Raw genomic sequence first — 17,162 nt, forward strand, 5'->3', positions numbered from 1 at the left:
TCAGACTGCAAAAGTAGTTTTTTTATATATTATTTTAAAGAAAATTAATGTAACATTATGCTAAAAAAATCTACTGATGAGTAAGTTAAGTTTTATTAGGTTTTTGAATTTAATTTATTGAATTTTACTTTATTGAAAAATACTATTATATGTTTCTTTACCTCCGATTATTAAAAGAAAGTTTCGGCTTTGCCATAAATGCGTTGCGAAATAATAAATTAAGAACTTTATTGTCTTTGCTGGGCGTTACGATTGGTATTTTTTCGATTATTGCTGTTCTGGCGGCTGTCGATTCTTTAGACCGAAAAATTTCTAAGGATTTGAGTAGCTTAGATAAAAATACAATTTATTTAATGAAATATTGCTTTGGGCCATCTGAAATTCCGCAATGGAAAAGAGAGCAGTTTCCAAATGTGAAATACGATGAATATATTGGGTTGAAAAATTCATTGAATAATACTGATCAAGTAGGTTATCAGCTTTTTGTTGCGAGAGAAACTTTAAAATATGATTCCAAAACAGTTGCCGATGTGAATATTATTCCTTCGTCATTTGAAATGGTTGATATTGACGGATTGAGTTTTGACAAAGGACGATTTTACAACGAATCTGAGTCAAATTCTGGAACTCCGGTTATTGTTCTTGGGTATGATATTGCCGAAGGGCTTTTTGAAGCAAGTGATCCGATTGGAAAAAATATTCGTTTGTATGGGCAACGTTTTACGGTTATTGGTGTAATGGCAAAGCAAGGGGCAGGTTTTTTTGGAGATAGCAATGATACATCGGTTTATTTGCCAGCTAATTTCCTTCGCCGAATGTATGGTGACAGCGATGCAATGACGCCAGTAATTGTTTTGAAGCCCGTTAAAGGAGTGGATATGGAAGCTTATAAAGCCGAAGTCGCTCAAAAACTTCGTGCTATTCGTGGAATGAAAGCGGGTGAAATGGATAATTTCTTCGTAAATGTGCTTTCTGGCTTCACTGATTTTATAGATGGAATATTAGGAACTTTGAGAACTGCTGGAATTTTCATTAGTATTTTCTCTTTCTTGGTTGGAGGTTTTGGAGTGGCCAATATTATGTTCGTTTCTGTAAAAGAGCGAACAAATTTGATTGGTATCCAAAAATCTTTGGGAGCGAAAAATAAATTCATCTTATTTCAGTTTTTATTTGAAGCCATAATGCTTTGCTTGATTGGAGGTGTAATTGGTTTGCTGATTGTCTGGTTGCTTTCTCTTCTTCTGACCAATTTATTGGAGTTTGAGTTTGTTTTAAGTTTCTGGAACATCTTCATTGGCGCAGGACTTTCTATTTTTGTTGGAATAATTTCGGGGATTTTGCCGGCAGTTTCAGCGGCAAATCTAGATCCTGTTGAAGCAATTCGAACAGGAATGTAATATTGTTTTTGTGTTATTTTACTGTAAATTTTGATGGCTCAAAATAATTAGATATTTTTGATAGACCACTGACAACTTAATCCGCAAAACAAATGAGCTTTAATCTTAGATCTGTTGATACTGTTGAGTCAATTTCCAAAGAAGATTTTAAAAAGAATTACTTGGATAAAAGAAAGCCTTTAATCATTAAAGGACTCACAAAAGATTGGCCAGCTAGAGAAAAGTGGTCAACCGAATATTTTAAGCAGATTGCAGGTGATATTGAAGTTAAACTGGTAGATAATTCAAAAGCAGATCCTTCAAAAGTAATTAATGCTTCAATCGCCAGTATGAAATTTGGCGAATACTTGGATTTGATAAAACGCGAACCGACACAATTGCGAATTTTCTTTTTCAATCTTTTTAAACACAGACCTGAATTAATTGATGATGTAAAAATTCCAAAAGAATTGATGGGTGGTTTTATAGAAAGCATGCCAGCAATGTTTTTTGGCGGTTCAAAAGCAATAACTTTTTTGCATTATGATATCGATTTGCCGCATCTTTTCCATACTCATTTTGGAGGCAGAAAACACATTATATTATTCGATAATAAATGGAAAAAGAGATTGTATTGTCTTCCAAATACTACTTACGCTTTGGAAGATTATGACGTAGCCAATCCCGATTTTGAAAAATTTCCAGCTTTGAAAGGAGTAGAGGGTTATGAAGTTTTCTTGGAACACGGAGATACTCTATTCATGCCAACAGGAATGTGGCACTGGATGCGTTACATTGATGGTTCTTTTTCGCTAACACTTCGCGCATGGGATCAATCGGTGTCTAGAAAAATGGCCAGCGTTTGGAGCTTGTTCATGCATGGCGCAGTCGATAGTGCTATAAAAGTGGTTTTCAGGGAACGCTATGCGGTATGGCGTGAAAAACTTGCTTTTAAAATTGCTGCAAAAGAATTGAAAAAGGATTTGAAAAAAGCAAGCTAATTTAAAATTGCCATCTAAATAAGAAAACATAAAAATTCCGTAGGAATGAAATGTTGGTAGCAACGGAATTTATTCCGTTGAAAGATGAAGCGAAAATTAAGAAGTTCCGTAGGAACGATATATGTTATTTTGGAAGTTTAATTTTTGTCTTGTCCCATTTGATTTCGTTTGAAAAGTACGAGTCATTGTTTTTCTTGTATTTCAAAACAGTATCTTCTTCTTGTGTGGTTCTTCTTATGTAGTAAATTGGTATGATGTTACTTTTTAAAAAATTCAAAAAGTAAGGATTTTTAATTGTATCGCTTTGTGAGCCTATTATTAAAAGTTGTCTGCTTTTCTCTTTTGTTAAAATATTTTCTGACATAAAATCGTTTAGACATTTTTTCGGAATTTTGACAATGTCTTTTGGTTCTAAATCAAGAAAATGTGGAAGTGTGTCTTTTTCACGACCATAACTACATAAAATTTGAATGTGTCTTTTTTGATAAAAATATAAATTTCCTTTTTTGTCAATTATTAATTGGCTTTCTCCATAGAAAACTCCTTTTGTTGATGGAGGATGTACTGCTAATGAATCGTAATATTTTTTAAGTTCTTTGTCTTCATAGGAGATAATGTAAGGTTTGTTTTTAATAACAGTTTTTTTCTCTTTTTTAGCACAATTCCAAAAAAGAAAACAAATCATAAAGCCAATAAAAATTCTAGCCATAAAGAATAAGATTTAAAATAAAGATATAAAAAAATCCCAAGAAGCAATTTCTTGGGATTTTCTATTTTGACTAGTTTTAAAACTATCTGATATCATTATTTTGAATCAAATCGATATATAAGTTGATCTTATCTTTCAATTCTTTTCTTGGCGTGATAAAGTCTAAGAAACCGTGCTCTAATAAGAACTCAGCAGTTTGGAAACCTTCTGGCAAATCTTTTCCTGTGGTATCGCGAACAACACGCGGACCAGCAAAACCAATCAAAGCACCTGGCTCAGAGATGTTGATGTCTCCTAACATAGCGTAAGATGCAGTTGTTCCTCCAGTTGTTGGATCTGTACAAAGAGAGATGTAAGGTAATTTAGCTTCAGCTAATTGAGCTAGTTTTACAGAAGTTTTTGCTAATTGCATTAAAGAATAAGCAGCTTCCATCATACGAGCTCCACCAGATTTAGAAATCATTACAAAAGGCAATTTGTTTTTGATAGCATGATCAATACCTCTCGCGATTTTCTCACCTACCACAGCTCCCATAGATCCACCGATAAAAGCGAAATCCATACAGCAAATTACAAGTTCTCTTCCTTTAGATTTTCCTACTCCCGTACGTACAGCGTCTTTAAGGTGAGTTTTTTCCATTACATCTTTCAATCTTTCTGCATATTTCTTTGTGTCTACAAAGTGCAGAGGATCTTTAGAAGTCATGTTTTTATCTAACTCAACAAATTCGTTGTTGTCGAATAAAATTTCAAAATAGGTTGCGCTTCCAATTCGAACGTGAAAATCATCTTCAGGGCTAACGAATAAATTTCTCGCCAATTCGTCAGCATCAATAATTTTTCCAGTAGGAGATTTGTACCACAATCCTTTCGGAACGTCCATCTTATCTTCAGTAGCGGTCGTAATCCCTTTTTCTTGTCTTTTAAACCAAGCCATTTTTTAAAATTTAAGATTTAAGATTTTAGACTTTAGATTTTAGATTCCAGAAAGAAATCTAAAATCTAAAATCAGAGATCTAAAATTATAGTGTATTCACATTGTTTAAGTCAGCAAAAGCTTGTTCAAGTCTTGCGTTGAATGTTACTTCGCTTTCACGAACCCATCTTCTTGGGTCATAGTATTTTTTGTTTGGAGCATCTGGACCTTCTGGGTTTCCAATTTGTGATTTCAAATAGTCAAGATTTTTAACCATATAATCACGGATTCCTTCAGTGTATGCAAACTGTAAATCTGTATCGATGTTCATTTTGATAACTCCGTAGCTAATTCCTTCTCTGATTTCTTCAAGTGTAGAACCTGAACCTCCGTGGAAAACGAAATCAACAGGGTTGTGTCCTGTGTTGAATTTGTTTTGTACGAAATCCTGAGAATTTTTTAAGATTTTTGGAGTTAATTTTACGTTTCCTGGTTTGTAAACACCGTGAACGTTTCCGAAAGCAGCAGCAATAGTAAATTTCGGGCTTACTTTAGATAATTCTTCGTAAGCATAAGCTACTTCTTCTGGTTGAGTATATAATTTTGAGCTGTCAACATCAGAGTTGTCAACACCATCTTCTTCACCACCTGTAATACCAAGCTCGATTTCTAATGTCATACCCATTTTGCTCATTCTTGCTAAGTACTCTTTGCAGATTTCGATGTTTTCTTCGATTGGCTCCTCAGACAAATCGATCATGTGAGAACTGAATAATGGTTTTCCTGTTTCTGCAAAATGTTTTTCAGAAGCATCTAATAAACCATCAATCCAAGGCAATAATTTTTTTGCGCAGTGGTCAGTGTGTAAAATTACAGTTGCACCGTAAGCTTCAGCTAAAGTGTGAATATGTTTTGCTCCAGCGATTCCTCCAGCGATTGCCGCTTTTTCACCTGCGTTAGATAATCCTTTTCCAGCGTTGAATTGAGCTCCTCCGTTAGAAAATTGAATAATAACTGGTGCGTTTAGTTTTGCTGCAGTTTCAAGTACACCGTTGATTGTGCTTGATCCAGTAACGTTTACTGCAGGAAGTGCAAATCCTTTTTCTTTTGCATAGTTAAAAATCTCCTGAACTTGGTCTCCTGTAGCAACTCCTGGTTTGATATTGTGTGCCATTGTAATTTTTTTTATAGTTGTTTTTAGTTTTTAGGTTGCAAAAATAAGAATTAATTAGCATTAGAAAGGATAATTTATTCCAAAATTTAAAACGGAGTGTCCAAAATTGTATTCTTTAAACCATCGGTCTCCCTTCTCATGTGCCGGATTATAAGTCTTGAAGCCTAAATCTAATCGAACAACAAAAAAGCTTAAATCGTATCGTAAACCAAATCCTGTTCCTAAAGCAATTTCAGCTAAATCGTTTACGTTGTTGAATCTTGCCTTTTCATCAATGACATTATCGAGTACATTCCAGATATTTCCTGCGTCTGCAAAAATTGCGCCTTTGACATCTCCCAGAATTTTAAAACGATATTCAGCACTAAGGGCAATCTTCATATTTGCTTCATTAAAATCATCCTTTGCGTCTGTACTTCCAGGTCCTAATGAGTAAGGTTGCCATGCACGATTGTCATTTGAACCTCCTGAGTAATAACTTCGTGAAAACGGAATGTAATCTGAGTTTCCAAAAGGAATTGCAATCCCAAAGAAACTTCTTACTGCTACTACATTTTCTTTCCCAAAATCCCAGTGTTTGATATAATCGAATTCTGTTTTGATGTATTCTGAATATTCTAAATTGAATATTTCATAATTCCCATTTGTGTTTTTTGGCAGACTCGCAATGTTTGAAATGGCTGATAATAAAGTTCCTGCCGATTCTACTTTTGTTTTAAATTGATAGAAAGTATTGTCGGCTAAATCTTTTTTAGTGGTTTTGGTAAATGTATAACTTGTAGCTAAAATAAAGTCATTTTCGGTCAAACGAACTCTTCGTTCTTCAATGCTTTCTACATCGCGATACTCTGGATCTCCTGGCTGTAATGCAGTTCTGTTATTCAATACATCATCAGTGAATCCTGTAGTTCCTTGAGGGATAGTTAGGTTTTTTCTAGCTTGTTCTTCGGGTGTAGTTCCCCAGTTTTCATCATTTATATTGTAATCTTTACCTATGCCATTCAATTCATCATATGAAGAAGTATAAACATTAAAATAATTGTTTGGGTTTAGGTTTCGAACATATTGCGCGTTCAATAATTCTAATTTTGCCGTATTGTGACGTTTTGGCGACCAATTGTACGCAATTCCTCCAGTAAAGTTTTCTTTATCCAAACCAATATTTCGCTGCTTAGAAAAACCGCTTGATATTGATGTAGAAGGAATCATTCTTTTCGGAATAATTTTTTCGGTTCCAAAAGGCATCAAAATCCTTGGGAAATTCAATTTCATATCAAGTCCATATTCTGAAACATTGAAGAAATTATTGTTAGGATTCGCCATGTCTTTTGATGAACCAATGTTCATACGTGCAGAAATTTCCAGTGTTTCAGCACGATTAAATACATTTCGAATCGTTTCAGAAATACTCGCTCCAATACCAAAATCCTGAATGTTAGAGTGTGTTACGTCAAGCGTTGCTCCAAAACTGTATTTCTTTCTTGGAGTTAAATAAACATTCGCAATTAAAGATTGTGCTGTAGAATCTCTTTTATCGACTTCATATTGTATTGAAGGATAATTGAAGATTTTTAAATTGTTCAAATATCGAGAAGAAAGCGTTGTTCTTGTATCAGAGAAAGTGCTTCCTTTTGTAATAAAAACGGCATCAGTAATAGCTCGCGGTTTGTATTTGATTTTTTTGTAACCGTATAAATTAAAGTTGTTGTACGAAATACTGTCGTTGATTTTGGTTTTAGCATTAGCGGGTGAATAATCTGTATAAATGTTCACATCGCTGATTTTGTACAATTTAAAAGGTTCTGTTCTGCTTGAATCTTTTTCCTGAATGCTATTGTTGTTGATGATTAAATTTACGTCCGCTTTATTTTTTTTGCCGATTGTGTCAATGTCGAAAGTTACATAAGTTGGTTGGAAATAATAAGCTCCATTGTTTCTGAAGTAAGTTGTAATACGATTTTTTTCGTCTTCAAAATCAGTGGTTTTGTATTGGTTTCCAGATTTCAAGATTGAAGGTTCTCTGCTGTTGTTGTACAAAGAATCAAGTGCAGGAGTCATAATCGTAGTTCTTATAGAATCTAATGTATAGGCCGGTCCTGTTGTGATATTGTAGTTTATTTTGGCTCTTTTGATTCCAACAGTGTCAATAGTATAATCTGTTTGCACTTTGAAAAAACCATTATTCAAATAGTAATATTTTAAACGAACCAAAGATTTTCTTGTTTTTGCAGTATCAATAATTACAGGAGCCTCTCCCGTATTTTTTAAGAAATCATTTAAGCCTTTATTTATAAAAGATTGGCCAAGACGATCGACCTGTTTAGCTGATAATAATTTTGACCAACGCTCATATCTGCCCGGGTGATTGTCGAATTTTGCTTTATAAGTAGAGTCAGGATTTAAATTGGCTAAATTGTATAAGTTCAAACGTAATTTAAAACCCAACAGTTTTCCGTTTGGTTTTTGGTACATTTGGTTCGTGGCAATTTCATCATTTGATGATTTTCCGTTTACAAGAATATTATTTTTTACAAGAAGGTTTTTTCCATCTGGAACTCTTTTTACGGCATTACAAGCACAAATAAGTGTTGCTATTAGAATAAATGCTGTTATTTTTGTGGAATTATTTTTCAAGTGTTTATAAATATTTAATTCAAAAGTACATTATTTTATGGTTAGTAAAAACCAAATAAAACTTATCTCAGGCTTGCATCAAAAAAAACAACGTTTTGCAAATCAATTATTTTTTGCCGAAGGAGTAAAAGTAATTCAAGAATTGTTGCAATCCAACTTTGAATTAGAGCATTTATACACCACACAAAATGATTTTGAAGTGGTTCATTCTTCAAAACGTACTCTTATTAATGAACAGGAGTTAAAGAAAATAAGTGCTTTGTCAACTCCAAATACTTGTTTGGCTGTATTCAAAATCCCTGCCGAAAATAAAATAATCGAATCAGGATTGATTTTGGCTTTAGACGACATTCGTGATCCTGGAAATTTAGGAACAATTATGCGTCTTTGCGACTGGTTTGGCATCAAACAAATCATTTGCTCAAAAGAAACTGTAGATATTTATAACCCAAAAGTGGTTCAGGCTACAATGGGATCTATAACCAGAGTAAATGCAAATTATGTTGATTTGAAAAGCTTTATCGCTCAAACAAAACTTCCGATTTTTGGAACTTTTATGGACGGCGATAACATTTATAAATCAAATTTGCCTCAAAACGGAATCATCATTATGGGTAATGAAGCCAATGGTATTTCGGCAGAAATTGAAAAAATGGTCACAAGCCGACTCACAATTCCAAGATTTGGAGAGCTACAAAAAACCGAAAGTTTAAATGTCGCTACCGCAACAGCAATTATTCTCAGTGAATTTAAACGAAATAGTTAGCTATTTGTTTTAGTGAAAAGTAAAATTTATTAAAATGGCTCTAGATTTCATAGAGTCTATATTTCCTGTCCAAGGACTGTATGGGTCATTATCTCTGATTAATTCATCAGTTATGCCAAACATTCCTCTGATTGACGGAGAAAAAATGAAGTATTCTGTAAAGAAATCAATTCCAACACCCATTTCATAAGCTGCTGTCCAAGGTTTTACTCTGAATTTTTGCTGAGAATTATCATCTTGAGATTTTGAATTGCTCGATAAATTCAAGGTTGTCGACATTCCGCCAACTAAATAAGGACGGATATTTCCTGTACGCAAAGAAGAGAATTTCAACAATAGCGGAAAATGAATGTAAGTGCTGTTTACTTCTCTTAAGTAATCAGTTTGAGAAGAGAAAAAAGGATAATATAAATCACGTTTAGTGTAGTATAAACCTGGTTCAAAACGCAGGTTTATATATTCCTGTAATCTTAAATCGGCTACAACTCCCACATTAAATCCAGTTGTTTTTTTTACCTGAATGTCTTGAGACGTAACGTTTTTATAGTCAAATTTAAAGTCAAAACTATTGAATCCTAAATAGTAACCAAAATAAAGGCGTTGTTTTTGCCAATTTTCAAGGTTTATAATGGGATCTTTGCTAAACATGCTTTTAGCAAATTGCGAATATCCTTTTGTCGATAAGACTAATAAAATTAAGATTACTGTTTTTTTCATACTATTTTTTAGAAGCAGAATAAATGGTTGCAACTCCGAAGGTTTGAGGCATAGCCACAACATCTATAAACCCAATTTTTCTCAAAATATTGTTTAATGCCTCTCCATATGGAAAAGCAGCAGCAGATTCTGATAAATAACCATAAGCAGAATTGTCTTTTGAGAATAATTTTCCGATTATTGGGAGGATGTTTTTACTATAAAATTTGTATCCTTGTTTGTATGGAGTTTTATCTGGAACAGAAGTTTCAAGAATTACAAATATGCCGTTTGGTTTTAAAACTCTTAAAATTTCGGCAAATCCTTTTTCTAAATTTTCAAAGTTTCGAACACCAAAACCAACAGTTATAGCATCAAAATAGTTGTCTTCAAAAGGAATATTTTCAGAATCTCCCAAAACCAAATCAATAGTATTTGAAAGATTTTTTTCGGCTACTTTCTTTTTTCCAACTTCAAGCATTCCCGCCGAAATATCCAAACCAATTATTTTTTCGGCATTGGTTTGTGCCATTAAAATAGCTAGATCGCCAGTTCCAGTAGCAATATCCAGAATGACTTTTGGCTTTGTGTCAGATACTATTTTTAATACTTTTTTTCGCCATTTCACATCAATCCCAAATGAGATGACACGGTTCAAATTATCATAGTTCCCAGAAATGTTGTCAAACATTTGGGCAACCTGCTCTTTCTTCCCTAAAGAAGAGTCTTTATATGGAGTTATTTTTTCAGACATTTTTTTTATTTAGGCAAATATAATACAATCTGACTTAACTGTAATTGGCTTTTTCAATTTGTAAACCAAATGTTTTAAAAGCGAGATTTTTGATGTTGCAAGCTCGTTGTTTTTGTCTGTTGAAACATATCACCAAAAGTGGGTATTTTAAAAAAATCACCAAAAGTGGGTATTGTGTAGCGCTGGATTTATGCACAAATTTGTCAAAGATAAAATGATGAAAATTTTAATGATTGATTGAAAAATATGACTTAAATCAAATGGTTGCTTCTTTTGCACTGGTAATTCAGTTGTTCTTGTAAGTAGTTTTGAAATGCTGTTCTTAAAAGCAGCATCATTTTAAAAGTTAAAAGTGCAAAGTACGTTCTTAGGATTAAATTTGTTTTTGGAAATTTTAATTTTCTTGCCTTTAATATCTTAGTGGTATTTGTTATTAAAGGCGTTTTGAGACTTGTTCTCAAATTAACATTAATGTTATTCAGTTATTTCAAGTGTTTACACATTTGTGATTTTTTTTACCAAAACTATTTCTCGAAAGAGTCAAAATCTTAAAATCAATTGTTTAAAAAACATCCTTCACAAGAGGATGTTTTTTTATTTACGGATATACGTTTGGTAAGTATAATCATAAAGATGTTTGTCATCTTTAAAGTTTTCTTCTGATTCTACCAGCATCCATTCATTTTCGTTGATTTTTGGGAAAAAAGTATCTGCATCAAAAATATGATGAACTTTGGTTATTTCAATTATATCAGCATAAGGCATCGCAAGATTGTAGATTTCACCTCCGCCAATGATGTATGAATCTTCATTTTCAGGACAAACTGCAATTGCTTTTTCGATACTGTCAACTACAATGCAGCCTTCAGGCTGATAATCGGTTTGACGTGTTATGATAACATGAGTTCTGTTAGGCAAAGGTTTTGGGAAACTTTCAAAAGTCTTTCTTCCCATAATGATGTAATGATTCGTTGTAAGCGATTTGAATCTTTTGAAATCATTTGGCAAATGCCATACTAAATCATTATTTTTTCCGAGAGCATTGTTTTCGGCTACAGCCGCTATCATTATAATCATGGCATTCTAAACTAAAATTTTATTTTTCAGTATCCGCATTTATTTTGGATTCTAATTGACTGATTCTTTTCTGCTGCAGTGCAACAAGTCTGTCAATTTGTTCTCTTTCCCATTTTTTATTCATGAATCGGTCAGTAATATAGACTTTTATAAAGTGTAAAATGAACAAAAAGAGCCATATCGTAATTCCCCATATACACCAATTTTGATTTGTTCCAGCTCCAAAACCGAAAAATCTATTGGCAACAAATAAAAATAAGCTTCCGATTAGAAAAAGTACAAAATGAAAATATAGAATTTTCTTTTGTCTGAGTCTTCTTCTGGCATATTCATACTGTTCGTGTACTTCTTTTTCCATAAGATATTAAATGAAATGAGGTTATAAAGTTAAAATTTATTTTGAAAACAAGGAATTTTGATTCTATAATATTTGCTTTTGAAGTAGTTAAGAATTTGAAATCAAAAAATTATCGCGGATTAATTTATGGATATGATTAAAATAAATATGCATTTTTGCTATTGTCGTAAATCGGATAATGGAGTATTGAAAGTTCAGTCGAATTTGTGTAACTTAGACATATCAATCTAAAAACTAAATAGTTATGTCTTTAAAGAAGCAATTTATCAAAACAAAACCAGTGGTAAAAGTTACTTTTTCTGTAGAAGCTAAAGATGCAAGTACGGCAGCTGTAGTTGGAGATTTTAATAATTGGAATCCAGAAGAAGGGACTTTGAGTAAGTTAAAAAACGGAACTTTTAAAGCAACTTATGATTTGGTGAAAGATGCCATTTATGAGTTTAAGTATTTAATTGACGGAGTTTATGTTAACGAGCCTGAGGCAGATTCTTATAAATGGAATGATTTTGCAGGAAGCGAAAATAGTGTCCTGGCAGTATAAAAAAATCCGCTTAAAAATTTAAGCGGATTTTTTTATGTTTTTATACAGCTACACTTCCTTTTATTCCTGGATGTGGTTCATAGTCTACAAGTGTAAAATCGTCATAATCAAAATCAAAAATGTTTTTAATTGCAGGATTCAAAATCATTTTTGGAAGAGGTTTTGGTTCTCTTGAAAGTTGCAGTTCCAATTGCTCAAAGTGATTGTTGTAAATGTGCGCGTCTCCAAAAGTGTGAATAAATTCACCAGCTTCAAGATCGCAAACTTGAGCAATCATCATGGTTAATAATGCATAAGAAGCAATGTTGAAAGGAACTCCTAAAAAGATATCAGCACTTCGCTGATAAAGCTGGCAAGATAGCTTGCCTTTTGTTTCGCCTTTTTCAATATCGGGACTCGACACATAAAATTGAAAAAAGGCGTGGCAAGGTGGCAAAGCAGCTTTATTGTTTGCAACGTTTTCCTCAAAAGATTTTTTAGTGTCTGGCAAAACTGAAGGATTCCAAGCCGAAACGAGCATTCTGCGGCTGTTTGGATTTGTTTTCAATTCTGTGATTAATTCAGAGATCTGATCGATTTCTTCACTGTTCCAATTGCGCCATTGGTGCCCGTAAACAGGCCCTAAATCACCGTTGGAATCAGCCCATTCATCCCAGATTTTAACGCCATTTTCTTGAAGGTATTTTATGTTTGTATCGCCTTTTAAAAACCAAAGTAATTCATAAATGATGGATTTTAAATGGAGTTTTTTGGTCGTGACCATTGGGAAGCCTTCACTTAAATCAAAACGCATTTGGTAGCCAAAAACGCTTTTAGTTCCGGTTCCGGTTCTGTCTCCTTTTTGATTGCCGTTTTCTAAAACGTGTTTTACTAAATCTAAGTATTGTTTCATTATTGCTTTAGGCTTTAGGCTTTAAGCTTTAGGCTTTTTTCCTAATGCTTAAAGTTTGTTTTTTTTTATGATTATGCTTTAAGCTTATAGCTTAAAGCTTACGGCTTACAGCCTCAAAATTATCTTCTAGAGATTTCGTCTCTGATTTTTGCGGCTTTTTCGTAATCTTCTTGAGAAACTGCCTGGTCCAAAAGCTCATTTAATTCTTGCAATGAATGTTTAGCATAAACATCGCCAGATTGGTTGCTTTCTTCTTCATGTCCAAAAGTCTCTGGATTAGAAAGTACATCGTCGATTTCTTGAGTGCCTTGGTCACCATCTCCAGAATTGGATTTTAAATAAATTCCGGCTTTGTCTAAAATGTTTTTATAGGTGAAAATTGGTGCGTTGAAACGTAATGCCAATGCAATTGCATCTGATGTTCTTGCGTCAATAATTTCTTCGATTTTATCTCTTTCGCAGATCAGACTAGAATAAAAAACACCGTCAACAAGTTTGTGTATGATTACTTGTTTTACAACAATGTCAAATCGCTCTGCAAAGTTTTTGAATAAATCATGCGTTAATGGGCGAGGAGGTTTGATCTCTTTTTCTAAGGCAATAGCAATCGATTGGGCTTCAAAAGCGCCAATTACGATAGGTAATTTTCTTTCGCCATCAACTTCATTCAAAATTAAGGCGTAAGCGCCATTTTGAGTTTGGCTGTATGAAATTCCTTTTATGGATAATTTTACTAGACTCATATATGATTGAAAAAAGGGCACTTAGCGCCACATTTTAATACTTTTTTTGATTAGAAAATAAAGGTGCAATTTTAATCAAAAAAAATTGAACAAAAAAGCTGCCTTAAAACAAAGATACGATTATCTTGTTTTCAGGCAGCTATATTATTTAAGAATTCTTGGATTAAGAATGCTGAGCTTTGAAAGCTTTAAGTTTCTCTGTTAATTGAGGAACAATTTCAAAAGCATCTCCAACAATACCGTAATCAGCAACTTTAAAGAAAGGAGCTTCTGGGTCATTGTTGATTACAACTTTTACTTTAGATGAGTTGATTCCGGCAATATGCTGGATTGCTCCAGAAATTCCGATTGCAATGTATAAGTTTGTTGCAACTGGTTTTCCTGTTTGCCCCACGTGCTCGCTGTGAGGTCTCCATCCTAAATCTGAAACGGGCTTAGAACATGCTGTTGCAGCGCCTAAAACTGCAGCTAAATTTTCAACTAATCCCCAGTTTTCTGGACCTTTCAATCCACGTCCGCCAGAAACTACGATATCAGCATCAGCAATAGAAACTTTCCCAGTTACTTTTTCAACAGATTCTACTTTTACACCAAAGTCATTATCTCCAATTGTTGGGTTGAAGTCTTCAGCTGTTGCGGCTCCTGCGCTTTCAAAAATTCCGTAAGAGTTTTTAGCAAGACCAAGAACTTTTACGTCTGTATCGATTTGAGTAATATTGAAAGCTTTGTTAGAGAAAGCATTTCTTTTTACTTGAAAAGGAGAAGTGCTTACTGGCAATCCTACAACATTTGAAGCAAAACCAGCATTTAAAGCTACTGCAACTAATGATGAAAGATAAATGCTGTCTGTTGTAGAAGAAAGTAAAACTACTTTTGTCCCTTCTTTTTCAGCAGCTTGTTTGATTACATCAGCGTAAGCTTTAGCTGTAAAACCAGCTAATTTATCGTTGTTTACTTTTAATACTTTATCAACTCCGTATTTGCCCAATTCGCTTACGTCGCTGATGTTTACAGTCAAAGCTGTAACGGTTGTTCCTAATGATTCGGCTACTTTCTTAGCGTAAGAAGCTAATTCGAAAGCTACTTTTTTAAATTTTCCTTCTGCAGATTCTGCATATATTAATATAGACATAACAATTTTAGATTTTAGATTTTAGATTTCAGATTTTAGAAAATTGAAATCTAAAAAGATTATTGATTTTAGATTTTGAAGTGAATCAAAATGTAGATTTAGTATTGCAATCTGCAATCTAAAATCTACAATCTTAAATAACCTTCGCTTCGTTGTGTAATAAATTGATTAACTCATCTAAATTATCAGGAGAAACTAATTTCACTGCTGATTTTGGAGCTGGTTTTTCAAATTTTACCGCTTTTGTATTAATCGGAGCGTCAACTGGCTCAAGAATAGTCAAGGCTTTAGTTCTTGCTGTCATAATTCCTCTCATGTTCGGAATGCGTAGGTCTTTTTCCTCAACAAGACCTTTTTGTCCTCCAATAATTAAAGGTAGTGTAGTGCTTACAGTTTCTTTTCCACCATCGATTTCACGAACTGCTTTTACGTTATTTCCATCAACAGTTATTGCTGTACAAGAGTTTAAGAAGTTAGAACCTAAAATTCCGGCGATCATTCCAGGAACCATTCCTCCGTTATAATCTAAAGATTCTTTTCCTGCAATTACAAGATCGTAACCTCCATTTTTAATTACTTCTGCTAATTGTTTTGCAACAAAAAATCCGTCAGTTGGATTAGCATTTACACGAATAGCTTCATTTGCTCCAATTGCTAATGCTTTACGTAAAGTTGGTTCAGTATCTGGTCCTCCAACATTAACAACAGTTACCGTTGCTCCTTGTTGTTCTTGAAACCAAATAGCACGTGTTAAACCAAACTCATCATTCGGGTTAATTACATATTGTACACCATTGGTATCAAATTCTGAGTCACCGTTGGTAAAGTTAATTTTTGAAGTAGTATCAGGCACGTGGCTGATGCAAACCAGTATTTTCATAAGTATATATTTTGAATTTAATAATATGCTTTGACAAATTTAGAAATTAAAATCGGAATAATATACTATGCGCGCATAATATTTTTTAAAAACTATTACGTTTTCGAAGATTTTGAAATTTGGAAGCGCTTTTGTCTGGTTGTGAAATCGAAAATTCAGTTATTTTGCCTGATTCTTAGTAAATTCGTAATGGGCCGAAGGGTGTCAACTGTTAAAATTAGATGAGATTTATACTAAATTTTGATCAATTCCGTTTAAATGGTCGAATTTGAATAAATCAGAATTACACAAATAGGGTTGGATTTGTATGAAAAGTGTTTTTCGGAAGAGAATAATAACAATTATATCGATTTCGTAAATATCACAATAAGTTTTAAAAAGTTAAAAGCATGAGAAGAGAAGAAAGTTCGTGCGATTTTAAATTCAATTTATGCTTTTAAGTGATTTAAAATATTTATTTTTGCTCTTCAGAAAATTCAACATACAATATAAATATGAGAACAATACAATTTAGAGAGGCCATTTGCGAAGCGATGAGCGAAGAAATGCGTCGCGATGAATCCATATATTTAATGGGAGAAGAGGTTGCAGAATACAACGGAGCTTACAAAGCTTCAAAAGGAATGCTTGCTGAGTTTGGTGAAAAAAGAGTAATCGATACTCCAATTGCTGAGCTTGGTTTTTCAGGAATTGCAGTAGGTTCTGCAATGAACGGAAACCGCCCAATTGTAGAATATATGACATTCAACTTCTGTTTAGTTGGTATTGATCAAATTATAAATAATGCTGCTAAAATGCGTCAAATGACTGGTGGACAATTTAATGTGCCAATCGTTTTCCGTGGACCAACTGCTTCTGCTGGTCAATTAGGAGCTACTCACTCTCAAGCTTTAGAAAACTGGTTTGCTAACACTCCAGGCCTTAAAGTTGTTGTGCCTTCAACTCCTTATGATGCAAAAGGACTTTTGAAATCGGCTATCCGTGATAACGATCCAGTTATTTTTATGGAATCTGAGCAAATGTATGGCGACAAAGGTGAAGTGCCAGACGGAGAATATACAATTCCTCTAGGAGTTGCTGATGTTAAACGTGAAGGAACAGATGTAACTATCGTTTCATTCGGAAAAATCATCAAAGAAGCTTTCATCGCTGCTGATGAATTAGCTAAAGAAGGAATCTCTTGTGAGATTATCGATTTAAGAACAGTTCGTCCAATGGACAAAGACGCGATCTTAAAATCGGTTAAGAAAACAAACCGTTTAGTAATTCTTGAAGAAGCTTGGCCAGTTGCCAGCCTTTCTTCTGAAATCACATATATTGTTCAGGAACAAGCATTCGATTTCCTTGATGCGCCAATTCAGCGTATCACAACTGCTGATACTCCTGCGCCTTACTCTCCTGTATTGCTTAAAGACTGGTTGCCAAATGCGGGTGATGTAGTAAAAGCAGTAAAGAAAGTAATGTACAAATAAGAAATTCAACAATACTTATAAAACTTCATCAGTCATATTAA

At 33.6% G+C, this 17,162-nt stretch carries 17 protein-coding genes; 5 read left to right on the plus strand and 12 right to left on the minus strand.

All coding sequences use genetic code 11. The features are described from left to right. Positions 1-149 precede the first annotated feature (149 nt). Positions 150-1,397, plus strand: a complete 1,248-nt coding sequence (locus EYY60_RS18080; RefSeq protein ID WP_132990695.1) for an ABC transporter permease — start codon at positions 150-152, stop codon at positions 1,395-1,397. Positions 1,398-1,489: 92 nt separating this feature from the next. Then, positions 1,490-2,377 carry a cupin-like domain-containing protein gene (locus EYY60_RS18085; protein WP_132990696.1) on the plus strand — a complete coding sequence of 296 codons (888 nt, stop codon included), beginning with the start codon at positions 1,490-1,492 and terminating at the stop codon, positions 2,375-2,377. Between the two features lie 124 nt (positions 2,378-2,501). Here EYY60_RS18085 and EYY60_RS18090 read toward each other — a convergent pair whose 3' ends face one another. The 4 genes from EYY60_RS18090 to tamL all read right to left on the minus strand — a co-directional run bounded on the left by EYY60_RS18090 (position 2,502) and on the right by tamL (position 7,810). After that, on the minus strand, positions 2,502-3,086 hold the full coding sequence (locus EYY60_RS18090) for a hypothetical protein (RefSeq protein WP_132990697.1): 585 nt from the start codon (positions 3,084-3,086) through the stop codon (positions 2,502-2,504). Positions 3,087-3,168: 82 nt separating this feature from the next. After that, positions 3,169-4,023 (minus strand): acetyl-CoA carboxylase, carboxyltransferase subunit beta, encoded by an 855-nt coding sequence (accD, locus tag EYY60_RS18095; RefSeq protein WP_026728501.1) that lies wholly within the window; start codon positions 4,021-4,023, stop codon positions 3,169-3,171. An 85-nt stretch (positions 4,024-4,108) separates the two neighbouring features. After that, entirely contained in the window at positions 4,109-5,176 is a 1,068-nt protein-coding gene (gene fbaA, locus EYY60_RS18100) for a class II fructose-bisphosphate aldolase (protein WP_012023542.1), read from the minus strand. Positions 5,177-5,236: 60 nt separating this feature from the next. Further along, positions 5,237-7,810, minus strand: a complete 2,574-nt coding sequence (gene tamL, locus EYY60_RS18105; RefSeq protein ID WP_132990698.1) for a translocation and assembly module lipoprotein TamL — start codon at positions 7,808-7,810, stop codon at positions 5,237-5,239. A gap of 37 nt (positions 7,811-7,847) precedes the next feature. Here tamL and EYY60_RS18110 point away from each other — a divergent pair, with 37 nt between their 5' ends. After that, complete coding sequence (locus tag EYY60_RS18110) at positions 7,848-8,576, plus strand: TrmH family RNA methyltransferase (protein WP_132990699.1); 729 nt, start codon at positions 7,848-7,850, stop codon at positions 8,574-8,576. A 9-nt stretch (positions 8,577-8,585) separates the two neighbouring features. Here the strand turns inward: EYY60_RS18110 and porT are convergent, their stop codons facing one another. The 4 genes from porT to EYY60_RS18130 all read right to left on the minus strand — a co-directional run bounded on the left by porT (position 8,586) and on the right by EYY60_RS18130 (position 11,461). Next, positions 8,586-9,293, minus strand: coding sequence for a type IX secretion/gliding motility protein PorT/SprT (gene porT / locus EYY60_RS18115; protein WP_132990700.1), 708 nt, complete (start codon positions 9,291-9,293; stop codon positions 8,586-8,588). 1 nt (position 9,294) lies between these two features. After that, the gene (gene ubiE, locus EYY60_RS18120; protein WP_132990701.1) at positions 9,295-10,026 is read right to left on the minus strand and encodes a bifunctional demethylmenaquinone methyltransferase/2-methoxy-6-polyprenyl-1,4-benzoquinol methylase UbiE; all 732 of its coding nucleotides are present in this window, start codon (positions 10,024-10,026) and stop codon (positions 9,295-9,297) included. Between the two features lie 594 nt (positions 10,027-10,620). Next, the gene (locus EYY60_RS18125) at positions 10,621-11,103 is read right to left on the minus strand and encodes a dihydrofolate reductase (RefSeq protein WP_132990702.1); all 483 of its coding nucleotides are present in this window, start codon (positions 11,101-11,103) and stop codon (positions 10,621-10,623) included. Between the two features lie 19 nt (positions 11,104-11,122). Further along, positions 11,123-11,461 (minus strand): 2TM domain-containing protein, encoded by a 339-nt coding sequence (locus tag EYY60_RS18130; protein ID WP_132990703.1) that lies wholly within the window; start codon positions 11,459-11,461, stop codon positions 11,123-11,125. Positions 11,462-11,705: 244 nt separating this feature from the next. Between EYY60_RS18130 and EYY60_RS18135 the strand changes: the two genes are divergently transcribed. Beyond that, a complete protein-coding gene (locus tag EYY60_RS18135) occupies positions 11,706-12,002 on the plus strand; it encodes an isoamylase early set domain-containing protein (protein WP_132990704.1) in 297 nt (98 codons plus the stop codon). Between the two features lie 40 nt (positions 12,003-12,042). On the opposite strand, the gene EYY60_RS18140 is transcribed toward EYY60_RS18135, so the two are convergent. The 4 genes from EYY60_RS18140 to EYY60_RS18155 form a co-directional block, all read right to left on the minus strand. Beyond that, a complete protein-coding gene (locus EYY60_RS18140; RefSeq protein ID WP_132990705.1) occupies positions 12,043-12,894 on the minus strand; it encodes a thymidylate synthase in 852 nt (283 codons plus the stop codon). 119 nt (positions 12,895-13,013) lie between these two features. Then, a complete protein-coding gene (locus EYY60_RS18145) occupies positions 13,014-13,637 on the minus strand; it encodes a bifunctional nuclease family protein (protein WP_132990706.1) in 624 nt (207 codons plus the stop codon). A gap of 163 nt (positions 13,638-13,800) precedes the next feature. After that, positions 13,801-14,769: an electron transfer flavoprotein subunit alpha/FixB family protein gene (locus EYY60_RS18150; RefSeq protein WP_132990707.1), complete on the minus strand. Its 969-nt coding sequence runs from the start codon at positions 14,767-14,769 to the stop codon at positions 13,801-13,803. A gap of 133 nt (positions 14,770-14,902) precedes the next feature. After that, positions 14,903-15,649 (minus strand): electron transfer flavoprotein subunit beta/FixA family protein, encoded by a 747-nt coding sequence (locus EYY60_RS18155; protein WP_132990708.1) that lies wholly within the window; start codon positions 15,647-15,649, stop codon positions 14,903-14,905. 494 nt (positions 15,650-16,143) lie between these two features. Here EYY60_RS18155 and EYY60_RS18160 point away from each other — a divergent pair, with 494 nt between their 5' ends. Beyond that, positions 16,144-17,121: a pyruvate dehydrogenase complex E1 component subunit beta gene (locus EYY60_RS18160; protein WP_132990709.1), complete on the plus strand. Its 978-nt coding sequence runs from the start codon at positions 16,144-16,146 to the stop codon at positions 17,119-17,121. The last annotated feature ends 41 nt before the right edge of the window (positions 17,122-17,162 follow it).

This window comes from Flavobacterium zhairuonense, assembly GCF_004352915.1.
GTDB lineage: Bacteria > Bacteroidota > Bacteroidia > Flavobacteriales > Flavobacteriaceae > Flavobacterium > Flavobacterium zhairuonense.

Bases quoted from the DNA above. Each gene is read 5' to 3' on its own strand.
- EYY60_RS18150 (WP_132990707.1), bottom strand. From the start codon at position 14,769: ATGTCTATATTAATATATGCAGAATCTGCAGAAGGAAAATTTAAAAAA.
- EYY60_RS18110 (WP_132990699.1), top strand. From the start codon at position 7,848: ATGGTTAGTAAAAACCAAATAAAACTTATCTCAGGCTTGCATCAAAAA.
- EYY60_RS18090 (WP_132990697.1), bottom strand. From the start codon at position 3,086: ATGGCTAGAATTTTTATTGGCTTTATGATTTGTTTTCTTTTTTGGAAT.
- accD (WP_026728501.1), bottom strand. From the start codon at position 4,023: ATGGCTTGGTTTAAAAGACAAGAAAAAGGGATTACGACCGCTACTGAA.
- EYY60_RS18140 (WP_132990705.1), bottom strand. From the start codon at position 12,894: ATGAAACAATACTTAGATTTAGTAAAACACGTTTTAGAAAACGGCAAT.
- EYY60_RS18155 (WP_132990708.1), bottom strand. From the start codon at position 15,649: ATGAAAATACTGGTTTGCATCAGCCACGTGCCTGATACTACTTCAAAA.
- EYY60_RS18125 (WP_132990702.1), bottom strand. From the start codon at position 11,103: ATGATTATAATGATAGCGGCTGTAGCCGAAAACAATGCTCTCGGAAAA.
- EYY60_RS18085 (WP_132990696.1), top strand. From the start codon at position 1,490: ATGAGCTTTAATCTTAGATCTGTTGATACTGTTGAGTCAATTTCCAAA.
- ubiE (WP_132990701.1), bottom strand. From the start codon at position 10,026: ATGTCTGAAAAAATAACTCCATATAAAGACTCTTCTTTAGGGAAGAAA.
- EYY60_RS18130 (WP_132990703.1), bottom strand. From the start codon at position 11,461: ATGGAAAAAGAAGTACACGAACAGTATGAATATGCCAGAAGAAGACTC.
- EYY60_RS18135 (WP_132990704.1), top strand. From the start codon at position 11,706: ATGTCTTTAAAGAAGCAATTTATCAAAACAAAACCAGTGGTAAAAGTT.
- EYY60_RS18145 (WP_132990706.1), bottom strand. From the start codon at position 13,637: ATGAGTCTAGTAAAATTATCCATAAAAGGAATTTCATACAGCCAAACT.
- EYY60_RS18080 (WP_132990695.1), top strand. From the start codon at position 150: ATGTTTCTTTACCTCCGATTATTAAAAGAAAGTTTCGGCTTTGCCATA.
- porT (WP_132990700.1), bottom strand. From the start codon at position 9,293: ATGAAAAAAACAGTAATCTTAATTTTATTAGTCTTATCGACAAAAGGA.
- fbaA (WP_012023542.1), bottom strand. From the start codon at position 5,176: ATGGCACACAATATCAAACCAGGAGTTGCTACAGGAGACCAAGTTCAG.
- EYY60_RS18160 (WP_132990709.1), top strand. From the start codon at position 16,144: ATGAGAACAATACAATTTAGAGAGGCCATTTGCGAAGCGATGAGCGAA.